The organism is Leptolyngbya sp. FACHB-261, assembly GCF_014696065.1.
Taxonomy (GTDB): Bacteria; Cyanobacteriota; Cyanobacteriia; order FACHB-261; family FACHB-261; genus FACHB-261.
The window spans coordinates 173,448-190,149 of the sequence record NZ_JACJPL010000015.1; the positions used below are offsets into that span (position 1 = coordinate 173,448).

Annotated in this window: 16 protein-coding genes and 1 tRNA gene; 12 read left to right on the forward strand and 5 right to left on the reverse strand. The window is 49.8% G+C overall.

Annotated features, from left to right (window positions below; all coding sequences use genetic code 11):
• Positions 1-13 precede the first annotated feature (13 nt).
• Positions 14-463: a nucleoside-diphosphate kinase gene (ndk, locus tag H6F94_RS07010; RefSeq protein WP_190801501.1), complete on the forward strand. Its 450-nt coding sequence runs from the start codon at positions 14-16 to the stop codon at positions 461-463.
• 159 nt (positions 464-622) lie between these two features.
• On the opposite strand, the gene H6F94_RS07015 is transcribed toward ndk, so the two are convergent.
• A complete protein-coding gene (locus H6F94_RS07015) occupies positions 623-1,336 on the reverse strand; it encodes a MeeY/MeeF family manganese export membrane protein (RefSeq protein ID WP_190801502.1) in 714 nt (237 codons plus the stop codon).
• A gap of 124 nt (positions 1,337-1,460) precedes the next feature.
• Between H6F94_RS07015 and H6F94_RS07020 the strand changes: the two genes are divergently transcribed.
• The 3 genes from H6F94_RS07020 (at position 1,461) to H6F94_RS07030 (ending at position 2,723) form a co-directional block, all read left to right on the forward strand.
• Positions 1,461-1,799 (forward strand): DUF2499 domain-containing protein, encoded by a 339-nt coding sequence (locus H6F94_RS07020; protein WP_190801503.1) that lies wholly within the window; start codon positions 1,461-1,463, stop codon positions 1,797-1,799.
• On the forward strand, positions 1,792-2,097 hold the full coding sequence (locus H6F94_RS07025) for a DUF3593 domain-containing protein (RefSeq protein ID WP_190801504.1): 306 nt from the start codon (positions 1,792-1,794) through the stop codon (positions 2,095-2,097). The genes H6F94_RS07020 and H6F94_RS07025 overlap by 8 nt, the downstream gene beginning before the upstream one ends.
• A gap of 80 nt (positions 2,098-2,177) precedes the next feature.
• Complete coding sequence (locus H6F94_RS07030; RefSeq protein ID WP_313949237.1) at positions 2,178-2,723, forward strand: phycobiliprotein lyase; 546 nt, start codon at positions 2,178-2,180, stop codon at positions 2,721-2,723.
• Here the strand turns inward: H6F94_RS07030 and H6F94_RS07035 are convergent.
• Positions 2,717-2,986, reverse strand: coding sequence for a hypothetical protein (locus H6F94_RS07035; RefSeq protein WP_190801506.1), 270 nt, complete (start codon positions 2,984-2,986; stop codon positions 2,717-2,719). The two genes, H6F94_RS07030 and H6F94_RS07035, sit on opposite strands and share 7 nt — an antisense overlap.
• A 156-nt stretch (positions 2,987-3,142) precedes the next feature.
• Between H6F94_RS07035 and H6F94_RS07040 the strand changes: the two genes are divergently transcribed.
• From H6F94_RS07040 to H6F94_RS07050, 3 genes are all read left to right on the forward strand, one after another.
• Positions 3,143-3,214 (forward strand) — tRNA-Gln (locus H6F94_RS07040).
• A 108-nt stretch (positions 3,215-3,322) separates the two neighbouring features.
• Positions 3,323-4,642: a Xaa-Pro dipeptidase gene (gene pepQ / locus H6F94_RS07045; RefSeq protein ID WP_190801507.1), complete on the forward strand. Its 1,320-nt coding sequence runs from the start codon at positions 3,323-3,325 to the stop codon at positions 4,640-4,642.
• Positions 4,643-4,773: 131 nt separating this feature from the next.
• Positions 4,774-6,465 carry an ABC1 kinase family protein gene (locus tag H6F94_RS07050; RefSeq protein ID WP_190801508.1) on the forward strand — a complete coding sequence of 564 codons (1,692 nt, stop codon included), beginning with the start codon at positions 4,774-4,776 and terminating at the stop codon, positions 6,463-6,465.
• A 93-nt stretch (positions 6,466-6,558) separates the two neighbouring features.
• Here the strand turns inward: H6F94_RS07050 and H6F94_RS07055 are convergent, their stop codons facing one another.
• On the reverse strand, positions 6,559-6,915 hold the full coding sequence (locus H6F94_RS07055; protein WP_190801509.1) for a hypothetical protein: 357 nt from the start codon (positions 6,913-6,915) through the stop codon (positions 6,559-6,561).
• A 204-nt stretch (positions 6,916-7,119) separates the two neighbouring features.
• Here H6F94_RS07055 and H6F94_RS07060 point away from each other — a divergent pair, with 204 nt between their 5' ends.
• A complete protein-coding gene (locus tag H6F94_RS07060) occupies positions 7,120-7,821 on the forward strand; it encodes a hypothetical protein (protein ID WP_190801510.1) in 702 nt (233 codons plus the stop codon).
• Here the strand turns inward: H6F94_RS07060 and H6F94_RS07065 are convergent.
• The gene (locus tag H6F94_RS07065) at positions 7,790-8,536 is read right to left on the reverse strand and encodes a phycocyanobilin:ferredoxin oxidoreductase (RefSeq protein ID WP_190801511.1); all 747 of its coding nucleotides are present in this window, start codon (positions 8,534-8,536) and stop codon (positions 7,790-7,792) included. The two genes, H6F94_RS07060 and H6F94_RS07065, sit on opposite strands and share 32 nt — an antisense overlap.
• A 484-nt stretch (positions 8,537-9,020) precedes the next feature.
• Complete coding sequence (gene cobQ / locus H6F94_RS07070; RefSeq protein ID WP_190801512.1) at positions 9,021-10,481, reverse strand: cobyric acid synthase CobQ; 1,461 nt, start codon at positions 10,479-10,481, stop codon at positions 9,021-9,023.
• Positions 10,482-11,135: 654 nt separating this feature from the next.
• On the opposite strand from cobQ, the gene H6F94_RS07075 reads away from it, so the two are divergent.
• The 4 genes from H6F94_RS07075 to H6F94_RS07090 all read left to right on the forward strand — a co-directional run bounded on the left by H6F94_RS07075 (position 11,136) and on the right by H6F94_RS07090 (position 16,666).
• Complete coding sequence (locus H6F94_RS07075; RefSeq protein WP_190801513.1) at positions 11,136-12,326, forward strand: response regulator; 1,191 nt, start codon at positions 11,136-11,138, stop codon at positions 12,324-12,326.
• A 136-nt stretch (positions 12,327-12,462) separates the two neighbouring features.
• On the forward strand, positions 12,463-12,828 hold the full coding sequence (locus tag H6F94_RS07080) for a response regulator transcription factor (protein WP_190801514.1): 366 nt from the start codon (positions 12,463-12,465) through the stop codon (positions 12,826-12,828).
• 68 nt (positions 12,829-12,896) lie between these two features.
• On the forward strand, positions 12,897-13,463 hold the full coding sequence (locus tag H6F94_RS07085; RefSeq protein WP_313949238.1) for a chemotaxis protein CheW: 567 nt from the start codon (positions 12,897-12,899) through the stop codon (positions 13,461-13,463).
• A gap of 86 nt (positions 13,464-13,549) precedes the next feature.
• The gene (locus tag H6F94_RS07090; RefSeq protein ID WP_190801515.1) at positions 13,550-16,666 is read left to right on the forward strand and encodes a methyl-accepting chemotaxis protein; all 3,117 of its coding nucleotides are present in this window, start codon (positions 13,550-13,552) and stop codon (positions 16,664-16,666) included.
• Positions 16,667-16,702 lie beyond the last annotated feature (36 nt).

Here is a 16,702-nt window from a genome sequence, read left to right on the forward strand (position 1 = left end):
TAGGAGAAACAACATGGAACGCACATTTCTTGCGATTAAGCCTGATGGTGTCCAACGCGGTCTCATTGGTACGATCATCAGCCGTCTAGAAGCGAAAGGTTTTACCCTAGTAGGGCTCAAACTGGTAACCGTCAGCCGCCAACTGGCCGAACAGCATTACGGTGAGCACAAAGAGAAACCATTCTTTGCCGGCCTAGTAAACTTCATTACCTCTGGTCCCGTCGTGGCGATGGTATGGGAAGGGAAAGGCGTCGTTGCCTCAGCTCGCAAAATTATCGGGGCAACTAACCCGCTCAATTCTGAACCTGGAACTCTGCGGGGCGACTTTGGAATTGACATTGGCCGCAACATCATTCACGGTTCTGATGCGCCGGAGACAGCAGTACGAGAGATTGGGCTCTGGTTTAAAGAAGACGAGCTTGCAAATTGGGAACCTAGCTTAACCACTTGGATCTACGAATAGCAATCTAGACTCAATTCAACGGGGGCGATGTAAAAAATCGCCCCCGTTTTTGTTAATTCAGAATCGTTTACTGGATTGAGATGATTGGGGCTAGTAGCAACTCTAGTAGCGACTAGTAGCCAAGGGACAGCCGGAGTAACATAAGCTCCCTTGGAGCTACTAGTCTCCTATTGTTCCTGACACTTCCCGTCTGGAAAAGCCCCAGGCGAATAATGCTGCAATCAGTGTGAGCATGATCCACTCAGGTGGCACCCAATCTGGCAAGAGCGCCCTACAGAGCAGCCGCAGACCTACACCAACCACAGTCAGGTAAGCAGCATCCTGCAGATAAGTGAACTCCTTGAGCCAACGCACAAACAAGCCAGCTAGAAAGCGCAGAGTGATAATACCAATCACGCCACCCGTTAGGACTAGCCAGGTTTCATCAGAGAGGGCCACCGCAGTTGTCACACTATCTAAGGAAAAGGCGAGATCGGTCAGAGCAATTAGGGGCACAATCTGCCACAACGAATCAGGTTTACGGGGTTCAGATTCGGCACCTCCCTCACCTGCGTTGGTCTCCAGAAAACGCTCGTAGAAGTATTTAGCCGACAGCCACAGTAGGTAGAGCGCGCCCAATAGCTCGAATTGCCAAAACCCAATGACCCAGGTTGCGGTCAGGATTAAGACAACTCGCAATACAAACGCCCCCACTAAACCCCAATTGAGCGCTTGCCTTTGATGCTCCTGGTCCTCCATATGCTGAACCAGGGCTGCCAATGCTACGGCATTGTCGGCAGAGAGAACAGCCTCCAGCGCAATCAGCGCCAGCAGGATCCCTAAGGTGTTGAGTGAAAACCCCTCGCCTACGAACTCCGAAAATTGCTCCAGCATTCAGTTCCTTCGAGTTCCTCTACCTCTGTAACATTAGGCAAAGCTTAGACCTCTAGCTTACCTTTGCCTTCACATTTATTGATATAGGCTTTAATCTACCCGTTGTCTAATCTGGAATACCACCATGCATGCTTTGTCCTTACCGACCTGGATCATTCACATCTCCAGTGTCATTGAGTGGATCGCTGCCATCTGGCTGATCTGGAACTATGCCAGCGTCAGTGACAATGTTGGCTGGCGCTGGTTAGCTTTTGGTATGCTGCCTGCACTCATTAGCGCTATGTGCGCTTGTACCTGGCATTTCTTTGATAATGCCGCTGACCTCGAATGGCTGGTCACGGTACAAGCTGCAACGACGTTTTTGGGAAATTGTACCCTCGCACTCGGCGCTTGGGCAGTCTGGCGGCATCGCGATTTAGAACACAGAACAGCCAAGATTACGATGGAGAAGACGGATGCTTGACTTTGTCTCTAAAGAAAGTCTGTTTGGTCTATCTCTGTTTCCCTATCTGCTGTTTCTGTGGTTCCTTACACGCTCGGGTCAGACTCCGAGGTTGGCCCTAGTAGGGTTCTATATGACCCTAGTCTTTGTAGCTGTGACTATTCCAGCTGGCATCTACGCCAAAGTGGCTCATCAGGCAAATCTGGCAGATATTGACTGGCTGCATGGTGGGGCTGAATCCTTCTTGACTCTGGCAAATATTCTGGTTGCCTTAGGGTTCAAGCAGGCACTTGACCAGGCCAAGCCCCCCACAGTTTAAGCGACGCAGCAAGAGCGGATCTCATACAATACTCAAAGTCTCAAGCGCTCCCTAGAAGATTCCAGAAGCTTATGGACATCATGCAGTTTTTCCAGCAAAGTGCTGGCAGATGGCGTTCCCAACGCACCAGTCATCACCTGGTTTTTCAGAAATCAGAGAGCGGTAAATCCGAAATCCAGATCGACATTTTGCAGCCTGGCAGCCCAGAGGTAATCGCTCTGTGTGAGCAGCATGGGTTCGACCCGGCTCAAGCTCTAGGCGGTGCCAAAGTGACTTGGAGCGGCACAATGGAATGGGACCAGGAGAAACACGAAGGGTCAACCGTCCTAGTACCGATTGCTGAGGAGGACAAGCCCAATGAAGGCAAGCTCCTAAGGCAACAAGGCTATGCCGAAAAGGCGCCAGTTGCCGGCCGGTATAGCATGGGTGACGATGGCGTACTGTCTTTGATCACTGAGTACGAAACCATGTACTCCGAAGAAAAGCTTTGGTTCCCCCGGCCAAACCTGAGATTGCGCACCGGGTTAATCATTGGTCCGTCCAATATGGCTTCGTTCTGCTCAGAGATTCGTCTCTCCCCTGCAAAAGCAGAGTCGACAGAAGGAACAGCAGTCGCGGCTCAGTGATTGTTAGCAGCATGACTTTGGCGAGGTTGCCACCAGTAGACCTGACGACAACGGCATTGAACGTAGGTGGGGGCTGTTAATCCCACCGCTCCATTGTCGGCGGTGCGTAGCAGGGACACTGGCTCTTGCCAGGAGCGGCGGGTAGCCTCCAGTGAACTATCACTGTCGCAAGCAGGGCAGCAGCCAGAGGGGCTGTGCTGGGCTTGAAAGGTCCAGAATGGAGGCAGCGTCCGGAAATCGTTGAGGTCGTAGATTCTTCCCATATCTAAAACATTCCCCTCCTCGCGTCCGTGTTAACACAGAGCCTCACAAAAACTTTTAGGGCGTGTCTGTAGTCGTACTGGGATTCAAGAAGCAAATTTAGGAGAATTAGCTTGAAACTCAGACCCAACCCTTGCTAATATAGGTGACGTTGACGTTCGGGCGTCGCCAAGTGGTAAGGCAGCGGGTTTTGGTCCCGCCATTCCGAGGTTCGAATCCTTGCGCCCGAGTCTGTAAGCGAGTTCTACTCGCATTGTGAGAAGCGCCTGGGATGGTTAACCATCCCAGGCGCTTCTCACAATGCGACAACTGATCGTGGCAATGTGCTGGTGATCCTCATGCAAGCTCTAGCAGATCTTTACTTACAGCACCTAGCAGGTCTCAAGCAGACCTACGAGCGTTTGCTAGCTCAAGAACCTGCAGGGACAGTGGCCGTATTGCACTCTGGCTCACTTGTATATCGGTTTGCAGATGACCAGCCTTACCCCTTTGAAGCTACTCCCCACTTCCAAGTTTGGCTACCTTTAAACCTGCCTGAGTGCTTTCTCGTCCTTAGACTCGGTGAGACTCCAGTGCTCTACTACTGGCAGCCAGAGGATTTCTGGTATGAGCCGCCCCAGGCGCCAGAGGGCTTTTGGGCTGCATTGTTTGACATTCGCGTAGTGCAGCAGGTGCATCAAGTCTTTGCCGACCTTAATCCTCAGCAGTGCGTTTATCTCGGAAGCAACGAGGCTTTAGCGCGCGACAAGGGATTCAAAAGCATTAATCCCGATGATTGGGTCCATCCCCTCAACTACGCCCGGACAGTCAAGAGCGCCTACGAGATTGCCTGCATTCGTGAAGCTAACGAGATTGGGATTCGTGGTCATCAAGCGGCCTATCAAGCCTTTGAAGCCGGGGCATCAGAATATGCCATCCACAATGCTTTTCTGGAGGCTACAGGTCAATTAGAACGGCAGTGCCCTTACTCAACAATCGTTGCCTTGGGAGCCCACAGCAGCATTTTGCACTACGAGGGCAAGTGCCCGGCACCTCAGGGTTCAGCCTCGTTCCTCATCGATGCTGGGGCCAGGCTCAATGGCTATTGCAGCGACATTACCCGAACCTACGCTCAAGATTCAAGTTTGTTTTCTGAACTCATTCAGCGCATGGACCAGTTGCAGCGCAACCTGGTTGCAGCGGTCAAGCCGGGCATCACCTTTCTGTCATTGCATGAGCAAGCTCACCAAGGTGTCGCAGCCATTTTGCAGGAAACTGGCCTGGTCAAACTTTCCGTTGACACGTTGTTTGAGCAGGACATTACCTCTACCTTCTTCCCCCACGGCCTTGGTCACTTGTTGGGCATACAAGTTCACGATGTCGCAGGCCACTATCAAGACGAGACAGGCCAGCTAAAGCCACCACCCAAACGCTATCCCTTTCTACGCTTTACCCATGTCTTACGGCTAGGTCAGGTTTTTACAGTAGAACCGGGTTTTTATTTGATTCCATCTCTACTGGAAAAACTGAGGGTTTCCGAGCATGCCCAGGCAGTGGACTGGTCACTGGTTGAGCATCTGCTTCCCTACGGCGGCATCCGCATCGAGGACAATATAGCCGTCACTGCAGATGGTAGTGAAAATCTGACTCGATCCAATTTCATTGAGCAATTAATGTAACTTAAATAACTTTTCTTATATCATGGTAAAGGAAAAGACACAGAGCAGACTCTGCACAGTGACTCACCACCTCCAAGGTCTGTTCGGTCGTCTTGACATGTTCAGAACTTGCATTGAGGCTAACGTGTGTCGTGAGTCAGCATCCCCTCGCCAGACTGAAGCGCTACGATATCGAGAGCATTACTCGCTACTATCGTTTCCGGCCCTGGTTAGTTTTCGCTAGAGCAGTCCTGATCGTCTGGAAATTCGCTGGATTCCTGCTCGGCTTGCGAGCAGACCGCGGTCACACAAACCCGATCCGGCGGCGTCAACGGGCCGTCCAGCTCCGGCATATTCTTACAGACTTAGGGCCCACTTACATCAAAGTTGGACAAGCTCTTTCAACGCGGCCTGACCTGGTTCACAAAGATTTTCTTGAAGAGCTGACGCGACTTCAGGACCAGTTGCCCCCCTTTCCCAACGACATTGCCTTTGCCATCATCGAGCAGGAGCTTGAGCGCTCCGTCAGTGAGGTTTACCAAACCATTTCGGCAGACCCAGTTGCAGCAGCCAGTTTAGGGCAGGTCTATAAGGCCACTCTGCATACCGGGGAAGAGGTAGCGGTCAAGGTGCAGCGCCCCAATCTACTGCCCACGCTAACTTTAGATCTGCATTTGATGCGTTGGGCTGCTAGCTGGCTAGGCCCCCATCTACCACTCAATTTAGGACACGATCTGCTCCTGATTGTTGATGAGTTTGGCACCAAGCTGTTTGAGGAGATTGATTACCTCAATGAAGGGCGTAATGCTGAACGTTTCGCGGCTTATTTTAAAGGAGATGTCTCTGTCAAAGTACCGAGCATCTACTGGCGGCACAGCAGCCGTCATGTTCTCACGTTGGAGTGGATCAACGGCATTAAGCTGACTGATGTAGAGCGGGTCCAGGCAGCGGGATTGGATATTTCTGAACTGGTCCGTATTGGAGTTTCCTCTGGCTTGCGGCAATTGCTAGAGTTTGGCTTTTTTCATGCCGATCCTCATCCTGGCAACCTGTTTGCCACTCTGGATGGCAAGATGGCCTACATCGACTTCGGCATGATGGACCAGTTGGAGCAGCATGACAAGGAAATCCTCATAGACGCGGTCGTCTACGCCGTCAACAAAGATTACGACCACCTGACCCAAGCCTTTGTAGAGCTGGGCTTTCTAGCAGCAGGCACTGACATTCAACCCATTGTTCCGGCCATTGAAAGTGTCCTGGGCAATGTTATGGGCGAGAGTGTTGCCGACTTCAACATCAAAACTGTCACCGACAAGTTCTCGGAGCTGATGTTTGAATACCCCTTTCGAGTGCCAGGGCGATTTGCCTTGATTATTCGCTCAGTGGTCACTCAAGAGGGGGTAGCGCTCAGCCTCGACCCCAACTTCAGAATCCTAGAAGTCGCTTACCCTTACGTGGCTCGCCGCTTGCTCTCCGACGAGTCCCCAGAACTGCGCCGCCGCCTGCTCGAAGTTCTCTTTAAAGATGGGCGGTTCCAGTGGCAACGGTTGGAGAACCTGATCCAGATTGCTCAGATAGATGCTGGCTTTGACTTAATGCCGACTGCCCAGCTAGGTCTGCAATATCTGCTATCTGAGGAGGGTCAGTTTTTGCGCCGCAAACTCCTGTTAGCCTTGACCGAAGACGATCGACTACACACCGACGAAGTTCGCCGAATCTGGAACCTAGTCAAAGGGGAAATCAAACCGGACCGCCTGTGGGGAGCCGCTTTAGGTGCCTTAGCAACCGTTTGGCCATCGGCAACAGCTCTGGTCACCGCCTTCACGCCCTCAGAGCAACTTTAGATCCCAGCGCTGGTTCTAAGGACGTCACCTTCTAGATGTCAAGTTAACCCTAGGTAATTCTGCCCTCGCGCATTACTAACCTAGGGTTCTGCCTTATCTGAGTTGTACTCTGCCGGGTGTAATGCTAACAGTATTGCTCCTGCACAGGTCTACATTGCGTTCGCTTACATCGCGCCCATTGGCAAACACAGCTCTGACATCGTAGTTACATGAGCTGGCGTTGGTGCGGAGGGCGAACGTTCTTTGAGCGCGGCCGGTGAGGGTACCCTGGTCGAGCAGGTCCGGCCCCCAATCGTTGCGGCTCGAATCGGACACATACAGGTATTGAATTTCGACATCGCTGTCGTTTTTGATTGTGAAGTTATTTGGACCGGCTAGAGCGGCCTGTGCAGTTAGCGGCAGTACGGCAGCAATAGCCAACACAGCCTTAGTCAAGGACCCAGGGAACATCGTTAATCTCCAGCTTTCGAAAGACCTTACTTCAGTTCTACGAAGTATCCTATTGCTGACGCAAGTCAAGTTAAACAAGTTCCTTAGAAGTTATTAAGGCAATTTTTGAAGTTGCTTTAGAGTTAGGCCAAAAGTACCCGACGGGGTGATGCTTAAAACTGATTCACTTAGCAATCCTGGATTGGTAACTCTCTGGGGAGTGTCATGGATTTTGTCAGCCTTGTTTTGTTAATTGCCCTGGCTGGATCCTGTGGAGGACTGACCTCTGCTATCGCTGAGAACCGGAAAGACAGCTCCTACACGGTGAAAATTCCTTTTCAGTTTGACCAGAAAAGGCAAGAAGCCCGCTCAGTCCCTCTAGGCTGTCTAGGCAATATCCTGATTGGCGCAGCTGCCAGCATCTCAATCTTTTTTGTTGTTGGTCCCTTGTTTAACTTAGAGCCTAAAGCACCCGCTAAAGACGCTTTGCCAGTCGATCAACAAGACTCTTGGCTATCAATTCCGCCCAGTGAAACAATCCTTTACGCTAAGCTTTTCTCGTTGTCCGTGGCCTCTGGTTTTGCAGGTATCAGTCTGCTACCTACAATTGCAGGCCAGATTATGCGGGCAGTTTCTAAAGGCGAAGAAGAAAAACCAAAGCAGCAGCGAATAAGACTGGTATCTGCTCGCCAACGACGCCTTAAAGTTCTACTGAGGACACAGAAGATTTCTGCAGAAACTATGACCACTGAGAAGATCTCTGCTGAGACTACCACCACAGCCATAGGGGTCACAGCTCACGACAATTTGCCCCCAGCCCTAATAGAGCTTCCAGCAGTCGCCTCGCCGTCAAAAGACCTAGCCAAAGCATCCCTAGAAGCTAGCCCTGAACCAGCTATTCACTCGGTAAATCAAACAGCACCGTAGTCATGTAACGCTCTGCCCACTCAGTTCCAAAAGCCTTCTCCAGGATGCGTCGAGTCTTGTCATTGAGCTGCTGTTGAGTGCAGTAGTGTTTCTGCCCTGCCAAGATAGCAGCGCGATCTCCAGACGTTGGTTGAGCAGCCTGTGACTGTTGCAGATGAAGTTCAAGAAAGCGAGTGGCTTGCTCAAGAAACCTCTGCTCCTCCACTTCACCCTCGGGACGCACAAACAGACAAAAGCGAGAGAAAATATCGCCCCATTGAGGCAGATCGCGTTGTTGGCTAAAGCTGAGCGGGACTAGAGCTTCTAGGGATGCAACATAGCTTTGGTCAAGTGCACGGCTGTGACTGGCAGGATCAAACACTGGAGACAGGTCAACAATTGCTGCACTGATCTGACCCCGGCCCCCTACTAGGTCCGCACCAAACATGGGTAGTGCATATTCTGGGCGAGGAAACATGACGCAGTGCAGAATGTCCAGGTTCTTACCAACTCTCGCTAGTTCCAAGTGCATCTTGCGAAAAGCACGGGATTGGTAACAACGGTTCTCAATCATGAGCCGTTCACCTTCCAATCGTCCCTCCACATAGCCCAGATCCTCAGGCAAGCTATAGGGAGCCAAATCAGGCAAGTATTGCTGCCAGAGCACTTCAATACGGTCTGCAAGCTGGTTGATGAGAGGGTGTTGAGTGCCCCGAATCGAGTCTGAGGTCTGCATGGATTGCTCAATAAGATATTGCTAAAAGGAGCCGGACCATAAAGCCTATTGAAGCAGCTTTCGTATCTAGATTACGATTATTTCAGTAGCGTTACACTTATTGAGGTTACTAGTGGGCATTCAGCATAAATCATCAACCATCAATCAATGCCTAGGTATGGCGGTATGGGATGAGAAAAATTTGAATTTCCCGCAGCCCTGATTGTAGGAAAGTTAGTTGTTTACTCAGCCTTGATGAGATAACAGGCTCAAAATCAGGAATATCACTCACCAAACTTGTGCCAAGTGTCAGTCTACCCCTTCAACTTTGCAATCTGAAACTCAGTCTTTCTATGTACAGCCTAGATGACTCCAAGATTGCAAGCTAGAACTACACGAGCACAAATCGGCTCCATGCTTTTATGCATCATCTAACTGAGACAAGAAAGCCCATGTAGTTCTAAACTTGATTGCATCAACCCTGCTTAAAGACTTGCCTCTAATATCACAGCAACGAGGCCAGATCCAAATGTTTTTCAATAACGTCAGCAAGTTGGTTCAGCATCGCCTCTCGCTGCTCACGATAGTTAGGAACGCCAGTCGGTAACGCTCGAAGTCCTCGTTGCTGACGCAAGCTGTTTAGCCAAGAGCGACGCCAAGGACCATTGTCAAAGAGACCATGCAAATAGGTACCCCAAACCTGTGTGTCCGTCCCTACAACACCTAAATTGGGATCATCAAACAAAGGATTGACTGTACTGCCCTCGGCAATACGCGTACGGCCTTGATGAATCTCATAGCCCGTCACTGGCAACCCTTCTTGTGGATAGTTAGAAGTGACTTGACGCTGACGAGCCACCTTCTGTCCAGCGATCACGGTGCGCAGGGGCAAAAGCTCCATGCCCTTGTAGCGACCCTCTTGTCCCTCTAACCCTTCAGGATCAGCAATTACCTGCCCCAGCATCTGAAAGCCCCCGCAAACGCCAAGGACCGTACCACCCGCAGCTACATATTGCTGAATCTGCTCGACCATCCCAGTTTTACGCAGAAACTCTAAATCTGGAATGGTGGCCTTAGTCCCAGGGATGATCAACGCATCAGGATGGTCCAGCGATTGTTTAGGACCGACATAACGCAGCTTGACTGTGGGTTCAGCATCTAGCGGATCAAAATCAGTGAAGTTTGAGATGCGTGGCAAACGGAGCACAGCAACAGTCAATTCACCCTCACCCACTGTTTGACGATCAAGCAAAGACAGCGAATCCTCGGCGGGAAAATGCCCTTCTAGCCAAGGAATCACTCCTAATACTGGAATACCAGTGCGCTGAACAAGCCAATCAATACCCGGTTGTAGTAAGGAACGCTGGCCCCGGAATTTGTTAATTACCACACCCTTAATCAGAGCTCGCTCTTCAGGGTCGAGCAACTCCAAAGTGCCCACCACGTGAGCAAACGCGCCCCCGCGATCAATATCAACAATTAGCAAAGTCGGGGCATTGAGGTACTTAGCAACTCGCATGTTGGTCAGGTCACGGTGCTTCAGGTTAGGCTCAGCCGGGCTGCCAGCGCCTTCACACACCAGGACATCAAAATTCTCCTTGAGCCGTTGTAAGGATTCAGTAATAGCTTGCCAACCAGGCTCAAAATATTGCTCATAGTATTCAGCTGCCCCAGCTCGGCCCACAGCCCGCCCCTTCAAGATCACTTGAGAAGTCATATCTCCCTGAGGCTTTAGCAGAATTGGATTCATTTCCACCAAGGGCTCTATGCCAGCCGCCCATGCCTGCACTGCCTGAGCATGGCCAATCTCGCCACCGCTGGAGGTGACATAGGCGTTGAGCGCCATATTCTGTCCTTTGAAGGGAGCAACACGAAAACGCCTCCGAGCTAAAACCCGGCAAATCGCCGTACACAGTAGCGATTTACCCGCATGAGAGGTTGTCCCAACGACCATAATGGCTTTCATCGACGCTTCCTCGTCTTCCAGCATTAAGCGGCTTCCCCATTTAAGCAATTCTCAAGCTGAGGGGCGACTTTCTCTCGTGCCCAGACAGCTCTTGCTAAAAGCAGCAGAATCAGGTCAACCGCGACAAGTGGTACCTGACCTACACAGCTAGCCGCATGACCAAATGCATATTAACTAGTACAAACACTTAGCAAATTCAGTTTCGAGCTGAATTCATGCTCACGCTTAGCTAAGCCTAGATCTCATCATTTGCCTCATGGAAGCACTGGTCATAATCTGTGCAACGCAACACGGATTCAAGCTTGAAGTACGGACTCGATATTTTTAGAGACAAAAGGGTACCTTCAAAGCAATGGGGGTCAAACCAACATCTGCTGAGATATATCGGGCATTTAGCTTATCAGTCTAAGTCAAAAACCAGTGTTGACGCTCCGTCTCCTAACGCTAAGCTTGAGAAATAAAACGGTATTCTATATCTCTTAAAAAGGAGAAACGACTAAAGGCTAGCGCATCAGTAGAAACCAGGAAATTAAATAGTGATACCAGCAAACAGGTTCAAGGCTGGTCAGCAGTTGAAGATTGAACAATGATATAGACATCACAAAGAAGCTAGTGCCGACAACAGATGAAGGCCAGACAGGGAAGGGAAACAGCATGACTACTGCAGAACGCAACGCTACTGATACTTTTGTCCAAAAGCTTGTTGATTTAAAGCAGAAGCGCTTTAGTGGGCAGCTGTCACTGAGAGATCCACTGGGACATGAGTGGACTCTTTACCTATGTCTAGGCAGAATCTCGTACGCAACTGGAGGCACTCATCCAGTAAGAAGATGGCAACGCAATTTAACTGCCCATTGTCCTGAGATGGATCCACGTCAACCCAAGCTACTCTCTGAGTTCTCGGAAGCTTCCTCTACAGCTCCTGAGGTTTATTGGGAGTACCAAGTGCTATGCACATGGTTAGGACAGCAGCGAATTGCCCGTGCACAAGTAGTGGCCATGATTCGGGCCATCGTTGCCGAGGTGCTACTAGATATTACTCGAGCTGCACAAGTCACCTGTGAAGTCAAGCGGGACAATGCATTACCGACACAAATAGTGTTGATCGATATTGAACAGGCTCTCCTGGAAGCGGAACAGGCGTGGCAAGCGTGGCGGGCAGCGAAGGTTGCCGATCGCTCCCCCAATCGGGCACCAGTGATTAAGCAACCCGAGCAATTGCAGCAACAAACCTCCCCCACCGTTTATCGCGTTCTCAAGACACTTCTAGACGGACAACATACTCTACGAGATATTTCTGTTCAGATGAAGCGGGACGTGGTCGAAGTTATACGTTCGCTCCTTCCTTATATTCAGGCAGGTTTAGTTGAGCTAACCAACATCCCGGACTTGCCAGCTCCAATTTCACCGCCTACCTCTTCACCATTGCCTACTCCTAGCCCTTCTGGGCCATTAATTGCTTGTGTAGATGATAGCCCTGTGATTTGTCAGGCCATGGAGGGAATCTTAACTACAGCAGGTTATCGCTTCGTCGCAATTCAGGACTCTCTACGGGCAATTGCCACATTGCTAGCTCGTAAACCCGATTTAATCTTTTTGGATCTCGTGATGCCCAACACGAACGGCTATGAAATTTGTGGTAGCTTACGCAAACTCTCCAGCTTTAACAACGTGCCTATCGTAATCCTAACTGGCAATGATGGCATTGTTGATCGAGTCCGGGCTAAAGTCGTCGGCTCATCTGACTTTCTAGGCAAACCCCCAGAAGTTGAAGCAGTATTGGAGGTAACGCGTCGACACTTAGCCAAGAGCCAGTACAAGAAGACTTTTGGTAGTGGACACTGAAGCTCTCATTTTTTTGTTAACACTCTAGCAGAAGCCATGCAAAACTAAAATTCTGCTCATTGATTGGCGATTGCTGTTCTTTTTGACAGCTTTGAGTGTTCAACTGTGTTTTTGATTTATAAGTGAGGTCAACATCATGAGTACTGCTTTAGTCGTAGATGATTCTCTAACCGACATGGAGGTTGTCAGTCGCTGCCTACAACAGGGAGGCTTTAATGTGATTAAAGCAAGCAGCGGGGAGGAGGCACTGGCAAAAATCAGTGCCCATAAGCCAGACATTATCGTCCTAGACGTTGTCCTACCAGGGCGTAGTGGCTTTGAGCTGTGCCGCGATTTTAAAGCGGAAGCTGGCACCAGTAGCATTCCGATAGTAATGTGCTCAACCAAGGACGGCGAGATGGATAAATTCTGGGGCAAGAAGCAAGGCGCAGATGCCTATTTAGCTAAGCCGATCGACCAGGAGGAGTTGGTTCGCACTGTCAAGCAATTAGTTAAGAACTAAGAATTGAGAGCTAAGAGCAAAGAACCAGCTTGGTGCATTAGTGGAGGCAGATAGTGTTATCTGAGTTTGTGAATAAAATAGCCTTGCCTGCTTCAATGGCCGCACAGGCTACAGAATCATCAGAAGCAGAAGAACAGTTTTTGCGATTCCAGCTTCTCCCTGATACTACTGCTCTCTTGCCAGTACATCAAACAACAGAGGTACTAGCGGTTACCAGTAGTCAAGTTATTCCTATTCCTCACATGCCAGCTTATATCTTGGGGATTTATAACTGGCGAGGTGAAATTCTATGGATGCTGGATCTAGGACACTTACTGGGGCTAGCCCCTAAACATCAGAGGCTAAGCACATCTCTGGATTATCCAGTTCTTGTGATTCACGACTCACGGCGGGCGCGAGGTCGGAAGAGAACCAGCGGTCAGGCTACCGGCGAGAAACTGCTGGGTCTGGTTGTAGATCAAGTTGAAGACATGGAATGGCTCAATCCAGAACTAATCCAGTCTCCTCCAGTCTCTGCTGTAACTCCCGAGCTAGCACCATTTTTAAGTGGATATTTTGTGCAGCCTAATGGTGAATTTTTAATGGCTTTAGATGGCGACTCTATTATCGCCAGGATGACTAAACCAGAGGTTTGAAGCCATGCTTTAGCATCCGAGAAGATTTATAGACTTCCACCTTCCAGCAATTTGCAAAGACTTGCTCATTCTAAGAGGCTTCTCCCATGACTCAAACTCCTCCTAAGCCTGGCGATTATGCCGCCACGAATGGACATAATCCTAAGCCCTCCAAGGATCTTCACGCCTTTGAGCGCAGTGCTCATTTGTCTTCCAAAAATCTCGCTAACTCATCTGCCTTGGACAACGCAGGGCCTATACCTAAACGACAAAAAGCTCAAACGGGATCTGCGTGGAAACAGCTTTATCAGAGCTGGGGAAACCTTAGAATTCGCTGGAAGCTAACGGTTCTTTTGGTTGTTACAGCTGCTATACCAACGGCAGTCGTGACCGAAGGAATTATTGAAACTGCTCAAAAAGATTTGTCGCTTAGCTTACAGCAACGACTAGCAACCGGCATGGGCCAGCTAGAGGAGAACATTACTGAAGATACGGTACAAGCAAGTAAGATCGAGGCAAACACGATAGGCCACCTTGTAGAGACGTCTAGGGTTGATTTGAGCAATCCTCAGTCAGTAGCAGCCTATCGTGGTCTACTGCAATCCTTCCTGACCGATCCGGACATTTTGGAAGCTGGATCTAAACAGAGCTTTTTATTACTTACTGATGCTCAGGGTAAAGTAGTTGCCCAGAGCGCTGAAATTCTGGCAGACGATTTTTCAAACTATCCACCTCTGCCGACTGAAGAGAATCCCATTGCTCGTCTTAAATACCGTCCGACATCCATCGCAATAGGAACCTACTTAGGTGATATCCCGATTGTTAAAAATGCTATCAGTGGCGGGCGCTTGCTGGGTGGCACGGAACTGTTGAAGGGAGACACCCTCAAACGTTTAGGTTTAGAGCAGCAAGCTAACATCGGTCTGCGTCCCCAAAACACTCAAGGTCTTCCTGAGGCTAAGAAGCCCTCGCCAGAAGGGCTTTATGACATTGATCAGGGCAGAGCTGGTTTAGTTTCGATGGCCGTTCACCCCCTGGAAGTTAACAATCGCTTCGTAGGAACTGCGATTGTAGGGACATTGTTGAACCGTAATTACCAAGCGGTTGACGAGGTTGCACAGAGCAATAACATATCTGTGGTCACGTTGTTTGCTCAAGATTGGCGCGTTAGCACGAACGTTCCTTACTCTGACAACAAAACTCGGGCAATTGGAACACGAGCTTCTCGAGAAGTAGCAGAAACTGTTCTCAACCAGGGCAAAGAGTTTCTTGGTCAGGCCAACATTGTTGGCAGCAATTATTTAACTGTTTACCGTCCTATATACGACCATCAGAAGGAACTGAATTCCCAGGCAAAACCTGTGGGAATGCTGTTCGTCGGTGATCCTGAGGATAAGGTGCAAAGTGTTCTGCAGAGGCAAAGATTATTTGGATATGGTCTTGGGATAGGTTCGCTATTATTGGCCGGTCTGTTTGCCCTTCCGGTAGCGGGGACTTTCTCCAATCCTATTCGACGTTTAGCTCGTTTCACACAGCGTGTCGGCACGGGAGAACGAGGAATACAGTTAGAGGCTACGGATCGACAAGATGAGATCGGCATTTTGTCTCAAGAACTCAACCAAATGGCAATTAACATTGAGGCCAGCCTGGAAGCCCGTCGACAAGAGGCTGAACGGGCGAGCTTTTTTGCAAACATTGCCACCTCTCGTGCCAGTAACTCTCAAGAGCTAGAGGAGGTATTTAACAATGCTCTTAAGGGAGCCCGAGAAACTCTAGAAGCGGACCGAGTAGTCGTTTATCGCTTCTACCCTGATTGGAGCGGTTACATTACTGCTGAATCCGTTGCAGGCAGTTGGCCACGTGCCTTGGCAGACACAATAGAAGACTCTTGTATTGGTGAGCACCTTATCGAAGCGTACAAAAAGGGACGCGTTGTTCCAACCAATAACGTCTTTGAAGCAGGTTTCCACCCTGAGCATTTGAAGTTGATGGAACGGCTTGAGATTAAGGCTAATCTCGTAACGCCGATTCTCAGAAACAACCAGCTCTTCGGTTTACTTATTGCTCATCACTGTGCAGAACCTCATGATTGGCAACAACCTGAAATTAGCTTTTTAACACAATTAGCTGCTCAGCTTGGTCTCATTCTGGACCGCGTGACTTTTCTGGAACAGGCGGAGCAGGCACGCCAAGAGGCTGAGGGACTAGCGAAAGATCAACGCTTGCAGAAAGAGGGTCTGCAAAAGCGAGCCCTAGAACTACTGATGGAGGTTGATCCTATCAGTAAGGGGGATCTCACGATCCGGGCTAATGTAACGGAGGATGAGATTGGTACGCTTGCTGACTCTTATAACGCTACGGTTGGTAGCTTAAGAAAGATTGTGACTCAGGTGCAATCTGCAGCTCAGCATGTGTCAGACACAGTCAGTAACAGCGGAGATTCTGTTCAAGGATTATCAGTAGAAGCCTTGGAGCAAGCAGAGCAAATCTCAGCAGCACTAGTTCGGATTCAAGAGATGTCGAACTCAATTCGAGCTGTTGCTGCTAACGCTGAGCAGGCAGGGGTTATGGTCCAACAAGCGAGCCACACTGTAGAAGAAGGGGATATTGCGATGAACCGCACTGTAGACGGAATTCTAGCAATTCGGGAAACTGTGGCGGAAACATCTAAGAAAGTGAAACGGCTAGGGGAATCCTCACAGAAGATCTCTAAGGTCGTGAATCTGATCGGTACTTTTGCTGCTCAGACGAACCTGCTAGCGCTAAATGCTTCGATTGAAGCAGCCCGAGCCGGGGAGGAAGGGCGAGGCTTTGCAGTGGTTGCAGATGAGGTACGCTCACTAGCTCGCCAGTCAGCTGAAGCGACAGCTGAGATTGAAAAACTGGTGGCAGATATTCAGGCAGAAACTAACGAAGTAGTTGTGGCGATGGAGTCAGGTACCGAGCAGGTAGTCATGGGTACCAAACTGGTGGATGAGACTCGCATGAGCCTGAACAAGATTACTGCTGCTAGCGCCCAAATTAGTTCACTCGTTGATGCGATTACGCAAGCTGCCGTTGCGCAGTCTCAAACTTCTGATGCTGTCGCTCAAACGATGACTAATGTAGCAGCTATTGCTGATAAAACCTCAACAGAGGCTATTCAGGTTTCGTCCTCTTTCAAAGAGCTACTGACGGTGGCTCAAGGGCTACAATCAAGCGTTGGCCAATTCAAGGTCAGCTAACGATCAAGCCAGCCAGCAGTAAATTCGGCTGTACTG

Bases quoted from the DNA above. Each gene is read 5' to 3' on its own strand.
- ndk (WP_190801501.1), top strand. From the start codon at position 14: ATGGAACGCACATTTCTTGCGATTAAGCCTGATGGTGTCCAACGCGGT.
- cobQ (WP_190801512.1), bottom strand. From the start codon at position 10,481: ATGAAAGCCATTATGGTCGTTGGGACAACCTCTCATGCGGGTAAATCG.
- H6F94_RS07030 (WP_313949237.1), top strand. From the start codon at position 2,178: ATGCAGTTTTTCCAGCAAAGTGCTGGCAGATGGCGTTCCCAACGCACC.
- H6F94_RS07035 (WP_190801506.1), bottom strand. From the start codon at position 2,986: ATGGGAAGAATCTACGACCTCAACGATTTCCGGACGCTGCCTCCATTC.
- H6F94_RS07080 (WP_190801514.1), top strand. From the start codon at position 12,463: ATGAGTACTGCTTTAGTCGTAGATGATTCTCTAACCGACATGGAGGTT.
- H6F94_RS07025 (WP_190801504.1), top strand. From the start codon at position 1,792: ATGCTTGACTTTGTCTCTAAAGAAAGTCTGTTTGGTCTATCTCTGTTT.
- H6F94_RS07060 (WP_190801510.1), top strand. From the start codon at position 7,120: ATGGATTTTGTCAGCCTTGTTTTGTTAATTGCCCTGGCTGGATCCTGT.
- H6F94_RS07015 (WP_190801502.1), bottom strand. From the start codon at position 1,336: ATGCTGGAGCAATTTTCGGAGTTCGTAGGCGAGGGGTTTTCACTCAAC.
- pepQ (WP_190801507.1), top strand. From the start codon at position 3,323: ATGCAAGCTCTAGCAGATCTTTACTTACAGCACCTAGCAGGTCTCAAG.
- H6F94_RS07065 (WP_190801511.1), bottom strand. From the start codon at position 8,536: ATGCAGACCTCAGACTCGATTCGGGGCACTCAACACCCTCTCATCAAC.
- H6F94_RS07055 (WP_190801509.1), bottom strand. From the start codon at position 6,915: ATGTTCCCTGGGTCCTTGACTAAGGCTGTGTTGGCTATTGCTGCCGTA.
- H6F94_RS07020 (WP_190801503.1), top strand. From the start codon at position 1,461: ATGCATGCTTTGTCCTTACCGACCTGGATCATTCACATCTCCAGTGTC.
- H6F94_RS07090 (WP_190801515.1), top strand. From the start codon at position 13,550: ATGACTCAAACTCCTCCTAAGCCTGGCGATTATGCCGCCACGAATGGA.
- H6F94_RS07075 (WP_190801513.1), top strand. From the start codon at position 11,136: ATGACTACTGCAGAACGCAACGCTACTGATACTTTTGTCCAAAAGCTT.